This window comes from Bacteroidota bacterium, from assembly GCA_016194975.1.
Taxonomy (GTDB): Bacteria; Bacteroidota; Bacteroidia; order Palsa-965; family Palsa-965.
This window is the reverse complement of sequence record JACQAM010000023.1, coordinates 124634-144868: the sequence shown is the minus strand read 5'-3', so window position 1 is coordinate 144868 and position 20235 is coordinate 124634. Positions and strand designations below refer to the sequence as shown.

22 protein-coding genes and 1 other RNA gene are annotated in these 20235 nt (G+C 42.6%); 12 read left to right on the top strand and 11 right to left on the bottom strand.

Annotated elements, in window-relative coordinates:
* Window positions 1-75: 75 nt before the first annotated feature.
* From HY064_15040 to HY064_15025, 4 genes are all read right to left on the bottom strand, one after another.
* A complete protein-coding gene (locus HY064_15040; protein MBI3511972.1) occupies window positions 76-798 on the bottom strand; it encodes a methyltransferase in 723 nt (240 codons plus the stop codon).
* Window positions 799-926: 128 nt separating this feature from the next.
* The gene (locus tag HY064_15035; protein ID MBI3511971.1) at window positions 927-1304 is read right to left on the bottom strand and encodes a four helix bundle protein; all 378 of its coding nucleotides are present in this window, start codon (window positions 1302-1304) and stop codon (window positions 927-929) included.
* A gap of 177 nt (window positions 1305-1481) precedes the next feature.
* Window positions 1482-2030 (bottom strand): 16S rRNA processing protein RimM, encoded by a 549-nt coding sequence (gene rimM / locus HY064_15030; GenBank protein MBI3511970.1) that lies wholly within the window; start codon window positions 2028-2030, stop codon window positions 1482-1484.
* A 132-nt stretch (window positions 2031-2162) separates the two neighbouring features.
* On the bottom strand, window positions 2163-2693 hold the full coding sequence (locus tag HY064_15025) for a 30S ribosomal protein S16 (protein ID MBI3511969.1): 531 nt from the start codon (window positions 2691-2693) through the stop codon (window positions 2163-2165).
* Between the two features lie 167 nt (window positions 2694-2860).
* On the opposite strand from HY064_15025, the gene dapB reads away from it, so the two are divergent.
* The 5 genes from dapB (at window position 2861) to HY064_15000 (ending at window position 8458) form a co-directional block, all read left to right on the top strand.
* Window positions 2861-3589 carry a 4-hydroxy-tetrahydrodipicolinate reductase gene (gene dapB, locus HY064_15020; GenBank protein MBI3511968.1) on the top strand — a complete coding sequence of 243 codons (729 nt, stop codon included), beginning with the start codon at window positions 2861-2863 and terminating at the stop codon, window positions 3587-3589.
* Between the two features lie 780 nt (window positions 3590-4369).
* The gene (gene lepB / locus HY064_15015) at window positions 4370-5464 is read left to right on the top strand and encodes a signal peptidase I (GenBank protein MBI3511967.1); all 1095 of its coding nucleotides are present in this window, start codon (window positions 4370-4372) and stop codon (window positions 5462-5464) included.
* Between the two features lie 31 nt (window positions 5465-5495).
* Window positions 5496-6716 carry a signal peptidase I gene (lepB, locus tag HY064_15010; GenBank protein ID MBI3511966.1) on the top strand — a complete coding sequence of 407 codons (1221 nt, stop codon included), beginning with the start codon at window positions 5496-5498 and terminating at the stop codon, window positions 6714-6716.
* Window positions 6661-7320, top strand: a complete 660-nt coding sequence (locus HY064_15005; protein MBI3511965.1) for a WbqC family protein — start codon at window positions 6661-6663, stop codon at window positions 7318-7320. The genes lepB (HY064_15010) and HY064_15005 overlap by 56 nt, the downstream gene beginning before the upstream one ends.
* Complete coding sequence (locus HY064_15000; GenBank protein ID MBI3511964.1) at window positions 7313-8458, top strand: hypothetical protein; 1146 nt, start codon at window positions 7313-7315, stop codon at window positions 8456-8458. The genes HY064_15005 and HY064_15000 overlap by 8 nt, the downstream gene beginning before the upstream one ends.
* Before the next feature lie 258 nt (window positions 8459-8716).
* On the opposite strand, the gene HY064_14995 is transcribed toward HY064_15000, so the two are convergent.
* Window positions 8717-9043, bottom strand: coding sequence for a hypothetical protein (locus HY064_14995; GenBank protein MBI3511963.1), 327 nt, complete (start codon window positions 9041-9043; stop codon window positions 8717-8719).
* Window positions 9044-9148: 105 nt separating this feature from the next.
* Window positions 9149-9871, bottom strand: coding sequence for a hypothetical protein (locus HY064_14990; protein ID MBI3511962.1), 723 nt, complete (start codon window positions 9869-9871; stop codon window positions 9149-9151).
* A gap of 365 nt (window positions 9872-10236) precedes the next feature.
* Here HY064_14990 and HY064_14985 point away from each other — a divergent pair, with 365 nt between their 5' ends.
* The gene (locus HY064_14985) at window positions 10237-11430 is read left to right on the top strand and encodes an MFS transporter (GenBank protein ID MBI3511961.1); all 1194 of its coding nucleotides are present in this window, start codon (window positions 10237-10239) and stop codon (window positions 11428-11430) included.
* Between the two features lie 43 nt (window positions 11431-11473).
* On the opposite strand, the gene HY064_14980 is transcribed toward HY064_14985, so the two are convergent.
* The 4 genes from HY064_14980 to ffs form a co-directional block, all read right to left on the bottom strand.
* Complete coding sequence (locus tag HY064_14980; protein ID MBI3511960.1) at window positions 11474-12097, bottom strand: threonylcarbamoyl-AMP synthase; 624 nt, start codon at window positions 12095-12097, stop codon at window positions 11474-11476.
* 111 nt (window positions 12098-12208) lie between these two features.
* Window positions 12209-12862 (bottom strand): fructose-6-phosphate aldolase, encoded by a 654-nt coding sequence (gene fsa, locus HY064_14975; protein ID MBI3511959.1) that lies wholly within the window; start codon window positions 12860-12862, stop codon window positions 12209-12211.
* A gap of 119 nt (window positions 12863-12981) precedes the next feature.
* Entirely contained in the window at window positions 12982-13542 is a 561-nt protein-coding gene (locus HY064_14970; protein MBI3511958.1) for a GNAT family N-acetyltransferase, read from the bottom strand.
* Window positions 13543-13665: 123 nt separating this feature from the next.
* Window positions 13666-13764: signal recognition particle sRNA small type (gene ffs, locus HY064_14965), an RNA gene on the bottom strand.
* A 204-nt stretch (window positions 13765-13968) separates the two neighbouring features.
* Here ffs and HY064_14960 point away from each other — a divergent pair.
* The 3 genes from HY064_14960 to HY064_14950 all read left to right on the top strand — a co-directional run bounded on the left by HY064_14960 (window position 13969) and on the right by HY064_14950 (window position 16206).
* Window positions 13969-14514 carry a DUF4199 domain-containing protein gene (locus HY064_14960; protein ID MBI3511957.1) on the top strand — a complete coding sequence of 182 codons (546 nt, stop codon included), beginning with the start codon at window positions 13969-13971 and terminating at the stop codon, window positions 14512-14514.
* Complete coding sequence (locus HY064_14955; GenBank protein ID MBI3511956.1) at window positions 14514-15494, top strand: glycosyltransferase family 2 protein; 981 nt, start codon at window positions 14514-14516, stop codon at window positions 15492-15494. Before HY064_14960 ends, HY064_14955 begins: the two co-directional genes overlap by 1 nt.
* Window positions 15495-15777: 283 nt before the next feature.
* The gene (locus HY064_14950; GenBank protein ID MBI3511955.1) at window positions 15778-16206 is read left to right on the top strand and encodes a DoxX family protein; all 429 of its coding nucleotides are present in this window, start codon (window positions 15778-15780) and stop codon (window positions 16204-16206) included.
* A gap of 432 nt (window positions 16207-16638) precedes the next feature.
* Here the strand turns inward: HY064_14950 and HY064_14945 are convergent, their stop codons facing one another.
* The gene (locus HY064_14945; GenBank protein ID MBI3511954.1) at window positions 16639-17346 is read right to left on the bottom strand and encodes a DUF2007 domain-containing protein; all 708 of its coding nucleotides are present in this window, start codon (window positions 17344-17346) and stop codon (window positions 16639-16641) included.
* A gap of 173 nt (window positions 17347-17519) precedes the next feature.
* On the opposite strand from HY064_14945, the gene HY064_14940 reads away from it, so the two are divergent.
* Genes HY064_14940 through HY064_14930 form a run of 3 tightly spaced genes read left to right on the top strand, consistent with a single transcriptional unit; the run spans window position 17520 to window position 20192 of the window.
* Window positions 17520-18338, top strand: coding sequence for a toxin-antitoxin system YwqK family antitoxin (locus HY064_14940; GenBank protein ID MBI3511953.1), 819 nt, complete (start codon window positions 17520-17522; stop codon window positions 18336-18338).
* 1 nt (window position 18339) lies between these two features.
* The gene (gene mnmA / locus HY064_14935) at window positions 18340-19458 is read left to right on the top strand and encodes a tRNA 2-thiouridine(34) synthase MnmA (protein MBI3511952.1); all 1119 of its coding nucleotides are present in this window, start codon (window positions 18340-18342) and stop codon (window positions 19456-19458) included.
* A complete protein-coding gene (locus tag HY064_14930) occupies window positions 19455-20192 on the top strand; it encodes a hypothetical protein (protein ID MBI3511951.1) in 738 nt (245 codons plus the stop codon). Before mnmA ends, HY064_14930 begins: the two co-directional genes overlap by 4 nt.
* The last annotated feature ends 43 nt before the right edge of the window (window positions 20193-20235 follow it).

Below are 20235 nucleotides of genomic sequence, written 5' to 3'. Positions count from 1 at the left end.
AAATAATTCTAACAATCTTCGCTTAGAAATTCCCCAATTCGTAATCCGTATATCTGTAAAATTCATAATCTTCCCCTAGAAATTCAAATAAAAATCCTTCGTCAGTTCTTTGTACTCTTCCGAGTAATGCTGTGCGTTCATATGATCTTTTTCTATCACCAGTTCACTCTCCGAAACTTTTTCCTTTGCCGTAAAACCAAATTGCATGAGTAAACGCTTTTCACTTTTTTCAGGAGTCGTCCTCACGCGTGTAAGCCGGCGCAGGTGTAACCCGCTCTCGCCCACAAGCGCACGGAACTGTTCTCCTTCTTTCGTTGGAAGTATCAGGTAAAATTTTCCGTCTTTCGAGAGTAATTTTTTTACAGAATGAATAAGGTCTTCGAAAGAAAGCAACACGGTATGTCTTGCTTTTGTGCGCGATTCTTCCGAGGCACGAAGTGAATCATTGAAGTAAGGCGGATTGCTCACAATGAGTTCGTATTTCTCATCGGCAATTTTTGAAAAATCCTGGAGCGAAATATTCTGCACATGTATGCGGTCGGTCCACGCACTTGCTTTCACATTTTCATTGGCTTCTTCGCACGAAATTCTATCAATGTCTATCGCGTCTATCTGTGCTCCGCATTTCTGTGCGAGCATGAGCGCGATCACGCCCGTACCCGTACCTATGTCGAGCGCGTGACGCACGCCATACGTTTTTGCCCACGCACCGAGCAGCACAGCATCCGTGCCGACTTTCATCGCGCATTTTTCCTGGTGAATTGTAAATTTTTTGAAAGCGAAAGTGTTTGCTGACATAAACGGGGTTTAGCCGTTGGATGTATCTAATATACGAAAAAGTTGGTCGTTTTGCCGTTGGTCTCGGTCGTTATTCGGTGGTCGAGTTATCACAAATTGACGACCTGCGACCAACGGCAAACCCAAAATCAACTTCTCGGTTTGAATTTTTCCGGAGCGGTGATCATATTACCCAACATACTTCCAACCCGCTCATATTTTTCATAAAGCTCTTCATATATGTCTTGCTTAATATATCCGAAATCTTTTGCAAAGTCCAGCCAGATCTGAGTTTCGGTAGCTTCTCCATTCGAAATAGAAAGTTTTTTTGCAAAATTCTTTGGGTATTGTCGCGTTCTGTAACCTTCTCCAATGTTCGCAACTACCGATCTGGAAGATCTTCGTATTTGATCAATGAGAGAAAATTTTTCTTCCGGAGGAAATGATTTTGTGAGTTGATGAATTTTCAACGCACTTTCATAGGAAATTTGGTAAACGGTCAATTCTTTGTAACCTGCTTTTTTCATGAGTAAAAAATATTAAATGAATAAAATTGAAATAAAAAGGCCGCAAGTGTACGAAAAAAATAATCGATGAAACAAATTTATTTTTTCGGGAGTGCTGCTTTTATTCTCCGGTCTTTCATAGAAAAGCAGCACGACCCACGACCAACGAAAAAAAGACCAACCAATTGTAAAGAGAGATCACTCTTCCTCTGAGGAGGAACTTTTGTTAAGATAAATATCGATCAATCCTTCGGGCGCATTTATGTACAGTGTCTTATTTTTTCTGTCTATTTTCTGAATGATATTTTCCGCAAGCGGAATGAGAATTTCTGTTTTTTCTTTTTTCACCACCAGCACCGGCTGTATGGAACGCTCCATTACTTCTTCTGCAATTCCTATCACACCATGATGCGCATCGCTTACTTCATAGCCCGGAATTTCGTGAAAATAAAATCGTGTATCGTTCAGTAATGGAAGATCACTCAACGGAAGAAAAATATTTTTCCCGATGAGTTTCTTCGCTTCATCTATATCACTTGTTCCTTCAATGGAAATGATCAGCTGCATCCCATTCACACGAGCTGATTTTTTTTTGTAAGCAACAAATTCACTTGTTTCAGCAATGAAAATTTTTTTCACCGATTGATATTTCAACGGATCATCCACATCCAGCTGCACCGCGAATTCACCTTTCAGTCCGACAGTGCGGACAATTTTTCCCAAGTAGAAATAATCGGACGAGTTCATATTTCAAAGATAGGGAGGAGAGCTTAGAGCGGAGAACTTAGAACTTAGATTTTGAATTTGACCCAATGAAAAAAGCCCAGGGAGATCCCCAGGCTTTTGTCTCAGCTCTATGTCCTGAGCTCTCAGTTCTGATTAAGCGTTTTCCGTATTCTCAGCAGGGGCAGCCGGAGCTTCTGTAGTTTCTGCAGCGGGCGCTTCTGTTTTTGCAGTGGCTTTCGCAGCAATTTTTGTACGGCGTGCTTCGTTCGCAGTTTTTTCAGCATCAAGACGGGATTTGTCTGAACTGGTTTCTGCATCTGCAAGTTTGCTGATCTTTGAATCGATCTTTGCTTGTTTTTCCTGCAACCATTTCTCGAGTTTCGCGTCGGCCTGCTCCTGTGTGATCGCGCCTTTCTGAACTCCGCGATAAAGATGGTTGCGATACATGATCCCTTTGTAAGAAAGGATCGCACGGCAAGTGTCCGAGGGCTGTGCACCTTTTTTCAGCCATTCGAAAGCTTTTTCGCTGTCAATCTCAATGGTTGCCGGATTCGTGTTCGGGTTGTAGCTGCCTATTTTCTCAATAAACTTCCCATCCCGTGGGGCACGACCATCCGCAATCACGATGTGGAAATAAGCATGAGCTTTTTTTCCATAGCGCTGTAGTCTGATCTTTGTAGGCATTGATTTTTGTTTTTAGTTTTCCCTTAATTGGGACGGCAAAGATAATGTTTTTACGCTACTGAAATTGGGGAGAATTACAGATAATACAGATACAGATCCCGGGCTTAAGGTTGCCAATTCCATATCTGTATATCTGTATTATCTGTAATCTTTCCCATATTCGCATCATGAAAATCGCACTTCTTGGTTACGGAAAAATGGGAAAGGTCATTGAGCGGATTGCGCATGCGCGCGGGCATGAGATCGCGCTGATCGTTGACAAACACAATGCCGATCCTTTTCCGGCGAACGAGTTGAAAATTGCTGATGTAGCAATAGAATTCAGTACACCTGCAACTGTGATCGGAAATATCATGCATTGTTTTTCCAATGGAGTTCCGGTTGTTGTTGGCACAACTGCGTGGAATGATAAAATGGAATTTGTGTCGAATGCATGTAAAGAAAAGAATGGCGGAATTTTTACGGCGTCGAATTTTTCACTTGGCGTGAATCTTTTTTTCCAGTTGAATAAACAATTGGCGAAAATGATGAATGCTCACCCTGAATATAAAGTGGAGATGGAAGAGATCCATCACATTCACAAACTCGATTCGCCCAGTGGAACTGCGATCACGATCGCCGACGGAATTATTGAAAATCTGGATCGCGTGAAAGAATGGAAAGATCATCCGGCGGAAATAAAAACCGCTATCGGCAAAAATGAACTTCCGATCATTTCCAAACGCATCGGTGAAGTTCCCGGAACTCATTCGGTGATCTATACTTCTTCCGTCGATAAAATTTTCATCATGCACGAAGCATTCTCGAGGGAAGGATTCGCACTTGGCGCAGTTGTCGCAGCGGAATTCATGAAAGGTAAAAAAGGAATTTTCGGAATGGAAGAGATGCTTGGATGATTTTGAATTTTTGATCCTTCATTGTTGATTTGCGATTCATAAAAAATCCAAAATCCAAAATCAAAGATCCATAATCTGTAACCTTTCATTCTGCAGCGAAGAAATTACCCTTAACTTTCGCATTCATTTCAAGAAAATTTTATGCGTCCCATTCACATTTTTCTCCTTCTTTCGGTCGTAACTCTTCTCGCCGGACTCTATAAAACTTTTGAAAAAGCCGGTGAGAAAGGATGGAAAGCGCTCGTTCCCGTTTACAATTTCGTGATCTGGCTGCGCATCATTCAGAAACCCTGGTGGTGGATCTTTCTTGTGCTCATTCCCACCGTTGGATTTTACATGCTCGCCATCATGATCGTTCTTCTTTCCAATTGCTTCGGAAAAAGAAAATTCTCACAACACGTTTTTGCAATAGTCGCTTATTTTATCTGGATCCCGTATCTCGGATTTTCGCAAAATCTAAAATGGATGGGCGTTCCGGAAAAAGGAACTTCTCCTGCTGAAAAAGCCGGAGGACTCTGGAGAATTCTGAGAGAGTGGGGTGAAGCCGGAATTTTTGCTGTTGTTGCAGCTACACTCATCCGCACTTTTTTCTTTGAAGCATTTGTCATTCCCTCTTCGTCAATGGAAAGCACCCTCATGGTGGGCGATTATCTTTTCGTGAGTAAATTAAGTTACGGAGCAAAAGTTCCTGCCATTCCGCTTACGTTTCCGTTCACGCATAATACAATGCCATTCACCGAAACCACGCCATCCTATCTTGATTGGATTCAACTTCCGCAGATGCGCCTGCCCGCGCTCGAGAAAGTAGAACGCAACGACATTGTTGTTTTTAATTTTCCGGAAGGAGATACCGTGTGGACAGGCGATCGCAACCAGAGTTATTACGGCCATTTGAGAAATGTGGCGTGGGAAAGAAATATTTCTACCGATCAGGTGCGAACAGAACTCATCGATGGAAATATGATCAACGTAAACCCGGTGGATAAAGAAGATAATTATGTGAAACGTTGCGTGGCAATTCCCGGTGATAAAATTGAAATAAAAGACCGGCAGCTTTTTGTGAACGGCGCTCCGGCCTTCGTTGCGAAAGGCGCGCAATGGTCGCAGGATTTCAATCCGCCAATTCCCATCCTCGAACAAACTCCGGAAGGTGTGCGCATAAGTGATGAACGCTATCACCAGGTGAAAGATCAGTTCAGCGCTATTGGTGTAACGGATGATTACGGACAATCGCAGGCCGATACTGCTTTGCAGTTTTCTGTTCCTGTGCACAGTTCGAAACTTATGGCCTTCCAGAAGATCGTTGGTAAAACAACTCCTTCGCTTCAACCGAAAGGATTTCTTGAACCGGCACAAGCGGTTTTTCCGCACGATACGACGCACTTCAAATGGAACCGCGATAATTTTGGCCCGCTAACTATTCCGAAAAAAGGAATGACCGTAAAACTCACGCCGGAAAATATTGCACCGTGGGAACGTATCATTAAAGTGTATGAAGAAAATACGCTTGAAATTAAAAATGGAAAGTTTTTCATCAATGGAAAACAAACTGATTCCTATACGTTCAAACAGGATTATTACTGGATGATGGGAGACAATCGCCACAACTCACTCGACTCGCGCTATTGGGGATTTGTTCCTGATGATCACATTGTAGGAAAACCTGTTTTCGTCTGGCTCTCGAAAGGAGAATTCAGCGGCTACCGTCCCGACCGGATGATGTGTTTCGTTTCGAAAGAAGGTTTATCTAAATCCTATTTGTGGTGGGTGATCACTTTTATCGTTGGAGGTTTCGCATTGAATTATGTGCGTAACAGGAGCCGGCCGAAAAAAATTCCCGATCCTGTGAAAAAAACGACGGCGAAAAAGAAATGATTCGTAATCCGCACACCGGATAAATTTTCCAATGGAAGAAAATCTTCTTCATCATGAAGTGAATTCCGAAGAGGAGATCTTCGAAAGAAATGATGATCCTTCGGCCGATTATGAAGTAGGAGATGAAGTTGCAAAAACTGATGAGGCGACACAAGCTGAAGAAATTTCCGGGAAGAAAAAAAAGAAAAAAAAATCTTTACTCCGCGACTGGACAGAAGCATTGGTGTTTGCATTCATCGGTGTTCTTTTTCTGAAAGCTTTTATTTTCGAGCCGTTCGCCATTCCTTCCGATTCCATGGATAACACGCTGCTCGCCGGCGATTACGTGGTGGTGAGTAAACTCGCTTATGGTCCGCGTTTACCAATGACTTTACTGAGTATTCCATTTGCGCATCAAACCATCTGGGGTGTTCCTGCTTATCTCACGTGGATCAACATTCCGTATTATCGTTTGCCGGGATATTCCACGGTGAAAAGGAATGATGTACTTGTATTTAATTTTCCTGCCGAGGATATTCTTCCACTCAATGGTAAGGCAAAAGTTTATCCTGTTGATCACCGCACGCATTTCATCAAGCGCTGCATCGGTTTGCCCGGCGATACGGTGGTGATCAAAGACCGTGTGGTGTATGTGAATGGAGTGGAACTTCCATTCCCGAAGAAAGTGTTGTTTAATTATTCGGTGAAAACAGATTCTTCAGATTTCAGAAAAATGAAACTGGAAAAACTCGGAATGCTGAGGGAAAGTGTGCAGGGCGCATTCGTATTTGCTTCTGTAACTATTACTCCTCAACAGGCCGATAGTCTTCGTTTAATTAAAAATATTATTTCTGTCGATCCGGAAATAGCTCAAAGCGGTTTGTACGACCAGCAATTATTTCCGCACAATGAAAAATTTCCGTGGAATCTCGATAATTATGGCCCCATCGGTATTCCTGAAAAAGGAGCAAAAATAAAATTAAATGCCGATGATGTTTCATTTTACGAAAGGATCATCGTGAATTATGAGGGCAATTCCATGCAGGTGAAAGGAGATTCTGTTTTCATCAATGGAAAATACTCAACCGCTTATACTTTTAAAATGAACTATTATTTTGTGATGGGCGACAATCGCCAGTATTCCATGGATTCGCGTTATTGGGGATTTGTACCGGAAGATCACATTGTAGGCCGCGCATCAATGATACTTTTCTCCTATGACGGGCGCTGCGGGCGCGTGCGATGGGACCGTTGTTTCAAAGTCATTGAGTAAGGAGTACTACATGCTTTTGCCATCCACCTACTTTGGCCCCGTTTCTTATTTCAGAAAAATATTTTCCGGGAAAGAAATTGTTATTGACATTCACGAACATTATTTAAAACAAACTTTCCGCAATCGATGCACTATATGCGGGCCCAACGGCGAAATGAATCTCGTTATTCCCGTTCATGCACGGAATCATTGCCCGATGAAAGATGTCACAATAGAATATTCGGAGAACTGGCAACGAAAACACTGGGGAGCCATCCGTTCTTCTTACGGCCAATCGCCGTACTTTGATTTTTACGCCGCACAATTCGAAAAATATTTCACAGAGAAAAAAATAAAATATCTCACAGAGATGAATGAGGAACTCCTGAATGCCACGATGAATATTCTGAAAATGCAGAAAAAAATAATTCGTTCGCAGGAATTCATTCCTTATGAAAAAGACGACCATCGGTTGTTCTCCAAACTCCCAACTCCGAACTCCCAACTCAAATACACGCAGGTTTTCTCCGATCGTTTTCCATTCCAGCCCGATCTTAGTATTATCGACCTGGTTTTCTGTTGCGGGCCGGAATCAAAATCGTATCTTCATTTCTCCAATGAATAAATTCACGACAATATTTATTTTCGCCGCGGTTGTTTTTTCATCGTGCAGGAAAGATATTCCCATTCCGCCGGCTCCTTCTGAATTCGTCAATTACATTGGAGCAGGAAATAATGAAACAGGAAGACAGGTGAAACAATTGCGGAATGGAGATATTGCAGTAACGGGTTATGATGATCTTGGAATTTTTATTTTACTTACGGATCATAATGGAAATGAAAAATGGTTGCAGCATTACTCAAACATCAGCGGCGACGAGGGATGGTCGATAGATGAACGTCCGGATATGGGATTCGTTGTTGCCGGAACTGCGAAGAATGGGAATGGAAATAAAGATTTCATGGTGATAAAAACGAATTCGGATGGAAACCTCACCTGGGAAAAATATTACGGGGGCGCACATGACCAAACTGCAACTAAAATAAAATGTGTGAACGACGGGTATATCATTTGTGGAATTTCAAACAGCGGACATGATAATAATGCATGGATACTGAAATTGAATAATTCCGGTGATTCGCTCTGGAGTTATAATTACGGCGGGGCGGGAGATGATGGCGCGATGGATTTGTGCATCAATTCCGACAGCACTTACGCTGTTACCGGATACACCAACACTTCGCGTATAGGAAGCACAGATGGTTTTGTACTTGTGATCAATGATGACGGCAACTTGCTTTATTATTACGATTTCGGAACAGTAAATTATGATGAGCCGCATGCAATAGATCTTTCGCCTGATGGGAACGGATGGATGATTGCCGGCCATGAAGGGTCTGCTTCGAACCTCGCCACGCACGATGTTTTTCTTGCGCACATAGGTTGTGATGGAACACAACTCTGGAATAAATTGTACGGTGGAAGCGATCACGATGGGGGAGAAGCGATGGTGGTTGCGAACAATACCTGTAACATCATCGGGAGAAGTTCCAGTCACAGCGGTTATCTTGAAGATGTTTTTTTTCTGCGGGTTGATGTGAATGGAAATTTGCTGAAAGAAGGCTGGTACGGAACATTAGCAGACGATGCCGGTTACGGAATTGATTACAGCAACGACGGAAGTTTTGTTTTCAGTGGAGTAACCAGTGGAGGGCCGCTGGGCGGAAAAGAAATTTATCTGCAGCGGGCTATTCCGAGATGAGAATTCCGAGATGAGAATTATGGGATGCGGGATGCAATTCATTCCAAAAAAAATTTACAGAAACGGGGTATACTACAGAATACGAATAGGCGAATTTTCCGGGCAGGCCCGCCTTCACTGCGTTTTGTCGGGCAGGGATAGAAGCGGCATCCTTTTGTGAAACAAAAGATAGAGCGCCCGCCCGAACGACGTTCAGTCGGGCGGGGATAGCCCGGCCGCCCGCAAAAAAATAAATTTACTAATCTCAAATCTCACGCCTCATTTCCCACGTCTCTTCTTCGGAATTTTCCCGATGCGCGGATCTCGCTTTAAAATAAGATCACAGATTTTCAGCGAGGCGGTCTCAAATTCATCGTCATCCTTGTGTATCATCTGCCAATCGGTTTCATTTTTTCCATCGGAAAGAACGTAAACTGAATGCATGGAAGGAAATTCTTTTTTCAATGAGGCGTGATGTTCTTTTGAAGTGGCAAACCAAACACCATTCGCTTCCGGATGATCTTCTTTATCGCGCACAATGAGCATAATTTTTTCGCCCACGTAAAATGCATGACAACCGAACATGGGATTCACACGGGGATTCATTCTGAAAAGCGCTTCTGCAATGAAAGGAAAGGGGACGTCTCGTTTTTTCTTCAAGATTATTTACAATAAAGCATTCAACTTTTTTGGAATGATAAAACCCGAAACTTATTTCAATCCGAAACCGATCTTCAATCCGAATAAAACATCGGGCACAAAATAATTTCCGCTCTTCATGAGAATGGGAAAAATAAATGAGTCGCCCCAGTTGCGGTCGTCAATCTCCTGTTGTGTAAGATCACGGATAGCAGATTCTTTGTAACGGATACCCAGTCCGAAATAAAATTCATTCTCAAAATTTTTAGGGCCGAGCATGCGAATGCCACAGGTAAAATCGGCAATATTCACCACACGTGAAATGTGATAATTTTTTTCGTAATGCATGTCTTTGTCAATGAAAATAGAATCGTGCATATCGAATTCCTGCTTCCTGTAGAGATACCGCACGCCAATGAAATTTTCCATTTCTTTTCCATCCACTATCGATTTCCTGTAATAGTAACGCAATTCGAAACCGCTTCTCCAGCCATAGAGCTGTTTCATGTTGTAAGCCGCAAAAGGATAATAGAAACCCATTTCCATGCTCACAGAAATTTTCTGCAACGGGTGCGATTCAATAATGAGATTTGCCGATCCGCCATTCATAAAATCGAGAAGCGTGAGCGGAGTGGTCTTGATATAAAATGCGTGGTTGGAAAAAGTGGAATCGGCTTCCCGCAGTTTATGCTTTGTGCTGTCGGTTTGTGCCAATGCCTGCGCAAAACACGCAACCGGCTGTGAAATAAAATAACAAAAAGACAAGAGGGATGTGAAAAATATTTTCCGGAACATGAATGAAATTCTGTGCTGTGAATATAGTAAAAGAAGTTATTAGGGTATGGGCATCTCTAATAACTTCGAACTGCTGCGTTGGGCTACGTCCTCAAAATCCTCATTTACGAATAGTAAATTCCGGTTTTTCGGGCTTGCCCGCCTTGCATTTCTGTGTTTTTAGAGATGTCCGTATTTGAGTTTTTGTGTTAGGAGTAAAAATTATTATTTATTGGAAGAGAACGATAAAAAAATTTCTTCATAACTCAATAACCCAATAACTCCATAACCATTTCATGAATGCCAATTCCTTTGTCTATTAGATTCACTTATAGATAAAATTTATCAGTAGAAACAATTACAGACTGTTACCTTTACGCGCCGCAATGAATAAACTTACACGCAAAGAAATTTCTTTACTGCTCACGCTCGCGCTCGTACAATTCACGCACATACTCGACGCGATGATCCTTATGCCGCTTGCGCCGAACTTAAAAAAAACGATCTGTTCCGATTCGCGCCACTTCGGATTCCTGGTTGCTTCCTATGGATTTTCTGCATTCGTTTCTGCTATCTGTTCCACTTTCTGGGCCGATAAATTCGACCGGAAAAAAGTAATGGTTTTTTTATATACCGGTTTTCTCATTGGCACAGGCGCGTGTGCATGTGCGCAGACCTATAGTTTTTTCATTGGTGCGAGGATCTTCACCGGATTCTTCGGCGGAGTTGCCGGTGCGATCATTCTGAGTATTGTGGGTGATGTGATCCCGCTCGAAAGACGTGCACGTGGAATGGGAATACTCATGGCCGGATTTTCGCTCGCATCGATCGTGGGAGTGCCAATGGGAATTGTGCTCGCCGAGAATTTCAACTGGCACGTTGCATTTTATATGATCTGCGGAATAGGAGTGCCGGTTTACCTGATGATCATTTTTACTATTCCAAGTATCACCATTCACCTGCAGAATAAAAATGAACAGAAAAAAAATCTTTATCGCGTGGTTTTTTCAAACCGCAACCAGGTGCGGGCATTGCTATTTTCTCTCTCCGTTGTAATTGCGCACTTCGGGATCATTCCTTACATCAGCGATTACCTGGTGAATAACATGAAGTTCGATCTCAAAACCCAGGTTGTTTTCATGTACGTTATCGGCGGAATGCTCACTGTGGTTGCCGCACCGCTCATTGGTAAACTAGCCGACCGGCATGGCCGTTACAAAGTGCTCATTGTGCTGAATGCATTCGCCATTATTCCTATTTTTCTTATTTCGCATTTCAATTCGCATTCTTTCTGGGCGATGATAGGTACAGCTTCAATGTTCTTTATTTTTTCGGGAGGGCGAATGGTTCCGTCTTCTACAATGGTCACTTCTGCAATTGAGCCGGAACATCGCGGAGGATTTATGGGATTGAATTCAGCCGTGCAACAATTAGGTGTTGCATCTACAACGATAATCGGCGGACTCATAATAAAAAATGATCATGGAATTTTATACAACTACGGAACAGTGGGCTGGATCACAATAGGATTTACTTTTCTCGTATTTCTCACCGGTTATGGTTTGAAAGCCGTGAAATAATTTTTGATTTTTTTCTGCCTGTTGCCTACTGCCGCTGTTTTTCCTACCACAATCCACTCACTTCTCCCGCACCTTCACGCAGCAATTCAAAATTTCCACCGGTCGCATCAATGACGGTGGATGGTTGCATCATGCTGTACCCGCCATTGATCACGCAGTCGGCAATGTCTTTATATTTTTCATAAATAAGTTCGGGATCCGAAAAATATTCCAGCATTTCATCTTCGGTATTGTGAACGGAAGAAGAGACGATGGGATTTCCGAGTTCGCGTATCACTGCACGTACGATCGCATTCGCCGGCACGCGTATGCCAACTGTTTTCTTTTTTCCCTGAAAAATTTTAGGAACAGAAGAATTTGCTTCGAGGATAAACGTATAAGGGCCGGGCAATGCTTTTTTCAAAACCCGGAAAACAGAAGTAGAAATTGGTTTTGTAAAATCGGAAAGATGAGAAAGGTCGTGGCAGACAATGGAGAAATTAGATTTTTCGGGGGCAATGCCTTTTAATTTACACAGGCGCTCAATTGTTTTCGGGTGATAAATGTCGCAGCCAATTCCGTAAACCGTATCAGTAGGATAAATGATGAGCCCGCCCGCACGAAGAATATCTGCTGCCCTGTGAATGGAATCGGAATCGGGTTTATCGGGATTTATTCTTAGAAGCATCTGCTGTACGAACTATGTATCCGCTAAATGTACGAAGTAGGAAATGACTTGATAAATTGATGCTTCGTAGTTTTCGTATTTCGTCAATTTCGTAGTTCGTACAGTACAATTTTATTGAAACTTTTTTGCATCAGCGAGGAACTGCGCAAGCCCGTTATCAGTAAGCGGATGTTTCAGCAAAGCAAGAATTGCACTCAGCGGACAAGTTGCAACATCGGCGCCGAGTTTTGCGCAATCTACAATGTGCATCGGGTGCCTGATGGATGCGGCGAGGATCTGTGTTTTAAATCCGTAGTTGTCGTAAATATTCCGGATCTCCGCAATGAGATTCAACCCGTCGGTAGAAACATCATCGAGCCGGCCAATGAACGGAGAAACATAAGCGGCGCCGGCTTTCGCTGCGAGCAATGCCTGCCCGGGTGAGAAAACGAGTGTACAGTTTGTGCGGATCCCTTTATTAGAAAAATATTTTATTGCTTTCACCCCGTCTTTTATCATCGGAACTTTCACCACGATCTGTTTGTGGAGTGCGGCAAGTTTTTCTCCTTCTTTCACAATGCCGTCGAAATCGGTTGCGATCACTTCTGCGCTCACATCGCCGGTAACGATCCTGCAAATGTCGATGTAGTGTTTTGTCACTGCTGCTTCACCTGAAATTCCCACTTTCGCCATCAGCGAAGGATTGGTGGTAACTCCGTCCAGTACGCCGAGGTCCTGTGCTTCTTTGATCTGTGCGAGATCTGCTGTGTCGATGAAAAATTTCATAGTGTGTGTTTGTATTTACAAAATTAGTAAAGCATAGAGTACGAAATACGAAAAGGATACTAAAAGTTACGAAATACCAAAGGGTACGAAAATTTCTTCACGCAATACTTTCGTAACTTTTAGTATCCTTTTCGTATTTCGTACAACTCCCAGAGTTCACATTCCATCAGCCGGCCATTGGCACTTCTGAAATCATTTTTAGAAACACCGATCATGGTGAATCCGCATTTCTGTGCCAGTGCTTTGGACGAAGTATTTTTCGGTTCAATGCGCAGCGTGATCTTTGCCATTTTCATTTCGCTGAAACAGAAATTCAAAAATAAATTCAGCGCTTCTGTTGCAAGTCCTTTCCTGTGAAAATTCCTGTCTAAGAAATATCCAGCTTCACATTTAGGCACACGATGATTGATATCCTTCGCACACATCTGGCCGATGAGTTTTTTTTCATCGCGAAGAAAAATTCCGGCGAAAAGAGCTTTCCCATTATTGCGTTCATGATTTCTTTCCATGATGTAAATGCGCTTGGCATTCACCGAAGTATTTTTCTCTACCGTCATCGGAAAATAATCTTCAAGCAGATCTTTGTTCGAATTCACCAGGTGAAAAAGAGAAGAAGCATCCGATAATTTAAATGGACGAATAATAAGTCGTGAAGATTCGAGATAAAGAGGCGGAATCAAAAGGTCAGGGATTACAAATGTTTATGAATATATCCATCGCGGATATTTATTCCCAGTTCCCAATTCAATCTGCGATCTGCATATCCGTGTTCATTCCCGTGCGAAAGGAGGTGCGAAAAAAAAAATGGGTAAGCTACTTACATCGCACCGCTACAACCGCCTACCCTTGCTACCTTCCGATCCTGGGGGATTCGGCAGGAGCTGGTCGTGTAAGACTTACCCGATTCAAAGGTAATTCAAAATTCAGAATTCAAGATTCAAAATTGGCCATTCTGCCGAGATAAATAGCAGGCGCTCAAAATTAGGGTACTCACTGGTAAAATTTGACAATAATTAACGTCAAATTCTACTTAACCCGCTGCGGAAATCTTGAATTTTCAATCTTGAATTTTGAATAAGCTATATTTGTTCCTTAATCAAACCACCATGAATATCCACAAACATTCGCTTACCTATTCCGTCTCCGCAGCAATCCTTGTGATCGCTTTTTCACTTGGAATTTATTTCGCCGGATTCAGAAACTCAGCATGGAATTACCTCTCCTATGTTTTCTATATCGGGATCATTGTTTTCGGCGCGCTTAACTGGAGAAAAAACGGTAAGGACGGTTTCATGAGTTATGGCCAGGCAATGGGCTACACCACTTTTTTTGCATTGTATTACAGCATCATCATGGCAATCTGGGCTTATGTGTTCATGTCTTACATTATGGATCCCGCGATCATGGATGCCGAATTTGCAAAACAAGCTGCAAAAATGCGCGAGCAGGGATTGCCGGAAGAATCAATTAAAATGGGCATCGATTTTGGGAAAAAATTTGCTTCTCCGCCGGTGATGGCAGTACTCGCACTTTTCGGCGGAATGTTTTTCCTTACTATTTTCAACCTCATCATTTCAGCGTTTGTAAAAAAAGATAAACCCGAAGTTTTCGGAACGCCGGAACAACAGCAACAATTTCCTCCCCTCGGCTGATGGATATTTCAATTGTAATTCCTCTTTTCAACGAAGAAGAATCATTGCCCGAATTGCACGACTGGATCGCGCGGGTGATGACCGCGAATAATTTTTCGTATGAAATAATTTTTGTTGATGATGGAAGTAAAGACAAGTCGTGGAAAGTAATTGAAGAACTCGCGCAGAAAAATCCTGCTGTTGTGGGAATAAAATTTCGGAGGAATTACGGAAAATCGGCCGGACTTAATGTTGGATTCGAAGCCACGCATGGAAATGTGATCATCACCATGGATGCCGACCTGCAGGATTCGCCCGAGGAAATTCCTTCACTCTATAAAATGATCACGCAGGATGGATATGATCTTGTTTCCGGATGGAAGGAAAAACGTTTCGATCCGATCACGAAAACCATTCCGACTAAATTATTCAACGCTGCCACCCGAAGAATGTCGGGAATAAAATTGCACGATTTCAATTGCGGATTGAAAGCGTATCGGAGTGATGTAGTGAAGAGCATTGAAGTTTATGGTGAAATGCACCGTTACATTCCGGTGATCGCAAAACGCGCAGGGTTTGATAAAATAGGAGAGAAGAGCGTAGCACACCAGGCCAGAAAATATGGCGTGAGCAAATTCGGGATCGAACGCTTTGTCAATGGATTTCTCGATCTGCTCTCCATCTCATTCGTCACAAAATTCGGAAAACGTCCCATGCATTTTTTTGGGCTCATCGGCACACTTATGTTCATGATCGGATTTTTTGCTGCTGCCTGGCTCGGCATTTCAAAACTCTGGATCGTTTATCATGATCACGGAATTGCGCCGCGTGTTACAGAAAGTGCATGGTTTTATATTTCACTCGTTGCCATGGTCATTGGCACGCAACTTTTTCTCGCCGGATTTTTAGCGGAACTCATTGCAAGAAATTCTCACGACAGGAATCATTATTTAGTAGAAAAAAAAGTGGGAAGTGGCCAGCAGGCAGAAGCGGCAGTTTGAAAGCGGCAGCGGCATTCAGAAATCTGTGAAGTAACCTGGTAGAATCAGTGGCAATATTCCTGCGCAGTTCAAGGATGAATGCTGGAGAAATGATGGAAACACGGCGCAGGAAGAATAGGCAGGTAAAATCCAATCTATCTAATTTACAAAATTCCGGGTTATTGCTCTATGTTTTTTCTCACCTGTATTTAATTGAAAATTAAATAAACCTGTAATAATTTTATAACAGGATTCAGGGAAAAAATATCCCTGGCAAAAAGAAAGGAGCAATATTATGAATGCTATGGTAAAGTTTTTTCATTGGGGCGACATGCATCATCCCGGGTGGCTTGATTTTTTACGGATCGCATTGGGAAGTTATCTCTTCTATAAGGGAATTGTTTTCGCCCGCGATGCAGACGATCTCCGGAATATGATACCGGGAACTGATTTTACACTGCTATCGATGTTCCTCAGCACTTACATTCCGCTTGCACATTTCGCGGGCGGGCTCGCCATTGCGCTTGGACTCATCACCCGATGGGCAGTTATTTTCCAGTTGCCGATTCTTGCGGCTGCAATAATTCTGAACGGAATGAAAACAGGAATGTTCGATGTCTATTCTGAATTCTGGATTTCTGTTGCGGTTTTCTGCGCATTACTTCTTTTCCTCGTCGTCGGCTCAGGACGATTTTCTGCCGACGAGGTTATCCGGAAATATGACAATGGATGAATATCGAAAGAAATAAAAACTGCGCGTGGAAGCGGCAGTTGCAGTCGGGGGAAAATTGATAAGGATCGTTTTGGTATAAGCGATCACAGATGATTCCCTTGTGTGAATGTTACTTTTATTTTTTTCTCAAGGCATAAAGGACAGAGACATTCTGCATCTTCATTCAGCACAATTACATTAGGAAGTTGCTCGCACCAGCAACCCGGTTTATCAGAACAACACTGAAAACTACTTTTGCATTCCGGGCAAATTTTTTCCTGCGGCATAATTATTTTTTATCAAAATCTTTTCCGCAATCAAAGCAATGATAATTTCTTTTCATGAAAAGAAACGGAATTCCCATTAGAATAAAAGAGAGCCAGCTCCACCGGTTGACCACCTTTTGCTTCCGTGTTTCTGCTGAATTACAATGCGGACAAATTATTTCTTTCTCTACCATGGCATTCTTGTACAACGGATCACGGTATGTCTTGAACGAAGCACTAATTCATTGCCGTCAATTTTAATGGAATAAATTCCTTCAAATATTTTTTTCATCTGGCCGAGCCCATGGATCAGGATGCGATCTTCATCAACGATCCATTGGCCATTTTCAGAACTTCCGCCAACCCCGGGCAAACTTACTTCACCGTTCCTGAAAAAAATAAGTGTTCCTTCGCTCTTGTGATTTTTCCACGCAATGGAAATTGTACGGGTCGCCGCATGTACTTTCACACTGTCGAAAGTGATCTCTTCAATATTCCAGCTTTTCCGCGTCAATAGTTCTTCCATCGTTGGCCGTGATGAAATGTACGCGATGATGGTTAGTATTGCTGTGAGAACAAAAACAAAAATAAAAATGCGTTTGATCTTTTTTTGTTTCTTTTCATCAATGGAATTTATTGCGGCTGAATCGGAGATCTCTTTTGCAGCGTGTTCACCGATGTAGCCCGATCCCTGCATGATCTTCAGCGCATTTTCCACATCATTCTCCCTTACCTGGAGTTTTACACCGCCGAGCGCATGCGAATAAAAATTATTCTGTTGCACGGTTAGTTCGTCGCGCAAATAAGTTTCTATTCCTTCATCTTCCAGCCGCGCCGCAAGTATGGAAGCTTCATGCGGCAAAGTAAAAGTGGCTATCGTCACAAATTCATGCATCCGGAAAAATAGTAAATCAGGAGGAAGTCCATCGCATCAAAATGAAAAGTGTGATCGGGAATCTGCAATTTTTATTGTGCAGAACCGTTACTTTTTTAGCACCATCGCCTTATATCTGTGGCAGGCAATTTGCCTCTTTCTTTTCAGTCCTAAACTTCTTAACTTTGTATATAATGAAAAGCTTGAAAATCAACCTCCTGTCATTGCTCATAGTAATGATAGTTATTCCGTTTTATTCGCACGCGCAATCGCAGGTACCCGATGGTGTTTACCCGAACACCGTAGATACACTTGGTCGAAAGCAAGGTGCGTGGAAAAAACTGGACGAAAATGGTACGTGCATTTATGTCGGACAATTCAAAGACGACAAACCGTATGGTGTATTTAAATATTTCGATACCGACGGACGTATCATGACGGAAATGAATTTTGTAAAAGGCGAAACGCTTGCTTATGCAACAATGTATGGCGTGAGCGGAAAAATTCAGGCAGAAGGAAAATATGTGAACCAGCAGAAAGATTCTCTGTGGAAATTTTATACGGAAGATGGAGTGTTGCTCTCGGAAGAGAATTATAATATGGGAAAGAAGGAAGGGAAATCGGTGACTTATTTTCCGGGAACGAAACAGCTTGCCAGTGAAACAACTTTTGTGAATGGAATGGAGAACGGGCCGTATTATGAATATTATGAAGATGGTGCGAAAAAAGAAATTGCAAATTATAATTCCGGGAATCTCGAAGGAACTGCAACGTGGTATTTCCCCGATGGAAAAATAAACATCGTGGGTGCTTACCAGCATGCTGTGAAAAATGGCGTGTGGATGTATTACGGCCTCGATGAGAATGGAAAATATATTGTGAAAGGAAAAGAAACCTGGAAGAATGGAAAACTGATCAGCGGCGAAACGGTTATCAAACCTGCCGACATGAAACCTGATCCCAATCTTCAGAATGACGGATCGAATGGAAAAGATCCGAACGGAGGACAATGACGTGAGTAAAAAAGGAAAAGTTCTTGTGGCCATGAGCGGCGGTATCGACAGTTCGGTAACCGCGCTTATGCTGCATGAGGAAGGATATGAAGTGATCGGCATCACCATGAAAACATGGGACTATGCTTCGTCGGGCGGATCGAAAAAAGAAACCGGTTGCTGCTCGCTCGATTCTATCAATGATGCTCGCACTCTTGCAGTGAATCTTGGTTTCCCGCATTACATTCTCGATATACGCGGAGAATTCGGCGATCACATCATCAATAATTTTGTAGAAGAATATCTCGCAGGGCGCACACCGAATCCATGCGTGCTGTGCAACACGCACATCAAGTGGGAAGCATTATTGAAACGGGCAGATCAGCTCGATTGCGAATTCATCGCTACAGGACATTATGCCAATGTCCGCAGTGAGGAAGGCCGCTATGTAATTTCAAAAGGACTCGACGATACAAAAGATCAGTCGTATGTTCTGTGGGGACTTTCGCAGGAAAGTTTAAAGCGCACTATTTTTCCATTGGGAAAATTCAGGAAAACGGAGATCCGTCAAATGGCAATGGATGCCGGTTATGCCGAGCTTGCGAATAAAAGTGAGAGCTACGAGATCTGTTTCATTCCTGAGAATGATTACCGTGCATTTTTAAAACACAAAGTTCCTGGCCTCGAAGAAAAAGTGGAAGGAGGAAATTTTATTCTCGCCGATGGAAAAATTGTGGGCAAACACCGCGGTTATCCTTTCTATACGATCGGTCAGCGTAAAGGGCTCGAGATCGCCATGGGAGAACCGATGTTCGTAACACAGATCGTTCCGGAAACGAATACCGTTATTCTCGGAACAAAAATGGAATTGGAAAAACAGGAAATGTTTATCCGCGATTATAATCTTGTGAAATATTCATCTCTGCCGGAAAATTTTGTGGGGCAAACCCGTATACGTTACAAAGATGCAGGCACGCCCGCAACACTCACTCAGGAAGAAATTTCTGGAAAGAAAAAAATAAAAACACTCTTTCACCGGTCCGTTACCGGCGTTGCTCCCGGACAATCGGCTGTGTTTTACGAAGGAGATGATTTAGTTGGCGGTGGATTTATCGATCGCCCTGATTTTAAAATGCAATGAAAAAAAATTACAAAACAATTTTTATTTTCATTCCGGGGACAATTATTTTCTTCGCAATGATCTGTTTTGTTTTTTCCGATTGCAAAAAAGATCACCAGGTTCCCGATGCGGGTTACAATTATTTTCCTGATGCTATTGGACACTGGTGCATTTACGAAGTGGATTCCACCGAGTACCGCGATTTTTTTCACGATACTGTAAATACAAGATACCAGGTGAAAGAAGTGATCCAGTCTTATTTCACCGACAACCAGGGAAGAAAAGCAATGCGGGTTGAACGTTACAAACGTCCTTATATCGATACGATTCCTTATAATCAATTGCCGTGGACCATCTCGCGCGTGTGGTCGTTCGTGCGCACGCAGAGCGAAGGAGAAAAAGATGAAGAGAACCAGCGTTTCATCCGTGTCACTTTTGTGCCACGCGTTGAAAAATCATGGAATGGAAATGCTTACAATACAATGGGTGATTGGGAATACAAATACAAAGAAGTCGATATGCCGTATTCCATCAACTCCATGAGTTTCGATTCAACAGCATTGGTAGAACAGAAATGTGATACGAACAGGTTAACTTATCAATGGTATCGCGAACGTTATGCACGCAACGTAGGACTCATAGAGAAAAATGTTTATGATGTTTCTGATGATTCATTGAAACCAACGTCGGTTCTTTCGAGAATTGATGCTGGAGTAATTTATTCAATAAAATTAGTTGACTGGGGGCCGAGATAACAGCAAGCAGCGGCAGCAGAGTTGGATTATAAAGTAAAAAGCA

What these genes read in the sequence shown, in the direction of transcription:
- HY064_15040 (MBI3511972.1), bottom strand. Translation starts at nt 798, where the DNA reads ATGTCAGCAAACACTTTCGCTTTCAAAAAATTTACAATTCACCAGGAA.
- HY064_15025 (MBI3511969.1), bottom strand. Translation starts at nt 2,693, where the DNA reads ATGCCTACAAAGATCAGACTACAGCGCTATGGAAAAAAAGCTCATGCT.
- HY064_14930 (MBI3511951.1), top strand. Translation starts at nt 19,455, where the DNA reads ATGAAAAAAAATTACAAAACAATTTTTATTTTCATTCCGGGGACAATT.
- HY064_14950 (MBI3511955.1), top strand. Translation starts at nt 15,778, where the DNA reads ATGGTAAAGTTTTTTCATTGGGGCGACATGCATCATCCCGGGTGGCTT.
- rimM (MBI3511970.1), bottom strand. Translation starts at nt 2,030, where the DNA reads ATGAACTCGTCCGATTATTTCTACTTGGGAAAAATTGTCCGCACTGTC.
- HY064_15000 (MBI3511964.1), top strand. Translation starts at nt 7,313, where the DNA reads ATGAATAAATTCACGACAATATTTATTTTCGCCGCGGTTGTTTTTTCA.
- fsa (MBI3511959.1), bottom strand. Translation starts at nt 12,862, where the DNA reads ATGAAATTTTTCATCGACACAGCAGATCTCGCACAGATCAAAGAAGCA.
- HY064_14955 (MBI3511956.1), top strand. Translation starts at nt 14,514, where the DNA reads ATGGATATTTCAATTGTAATTCCTCTTTTCAACGAAGAAGAATCATTG.
- lepB (MBI3511966.1), top strand. Translation starts at nt 5,496, where the DNA reads ATGGAAGAAAATCTTCTTCATCATGAAGTGAATTCCGAAGAGGAGATC.
- HY064_14960 (MBI3511957.1), top strand. Translation starts at nt 13,969, where the DNA reads ATGAATATCCACAAACATTCGCTTACCTATTCCGTCTCCGCAGCAATC.
- HY064_14990 (MBI3511962.1), bottom strand. Translation starts at nt 9,871, where the DNA reads ATGTTCCGGAAAATATTTTTCACATCCCTCTTGTCTTTTTGTTATTTT.
- HY064_14945 (MBI3511954.1), bottom strand. Translation starts at nt 17,346, where the DNA reads ATGCATGAATTTGTGACGATAGCCACTTTTACTTTGCCGCATGAAGCT.
- HY064_14985 (MBI3511961.1), top strand. Translation starts at nt 10,237, where the DNA reads ATGAATAAACTTACACGCAAAGAAATTTCTTTACTGCTCACGCTCGCG.
- HY064_15005 (MBI3511965.1), top strand. Translation starts at nt 6,661, where the DNA reads ATGACGGGCGCTGCGGGCGCGTGCGATGGGACCGTTGTTTCAAAGTCA.
- HY064_14980 (MBI3511960.1), bottom strand. Translation starts at nt 12,097, where the DNA reads ATGCTTCTAAGAATAAATCCCGATAAACCCGATTCCGATTCCATTCAC.
- lepB (MBI3511967.1), top strand. Translation starts at nt 4,370, where the DNA reads ATGCGCCTGCCCGCGCTCGAGAAAGTAGAACGCAACGACATTGTTGTT.
- HY064_14995 (MBI3511963.1), bottom strand. Translation starts at nt 9,043, where the DNA reads ATGAATCCCCGTGTGAATCCCATGTTCGGTTGTCATGCATTTTACGTG.
- dapB (MBI3511968.1), top strand. Translation starts at nt 2,861, where the DNA reads ATGAAAATCGCACTTCTTGGTTACGGAAAAATGGGAAAGGTCATTGAG.
- HY064_14940 (MBI3511953.1), top strand. Translation starts at nt 17,520, where the DNA reads ATGAAAAGCTTGAAAATCAACCTCCTGTCATTGCTCATAGTAATGATA.
- HY064_15035 (MBI3511971.1), bottom strand. Translation starts at nt 1,304, where the DNA reads ATGAAAAAAGCAGGTTACAAAGAATTGACCGTTTACCAAATTTCCTAT.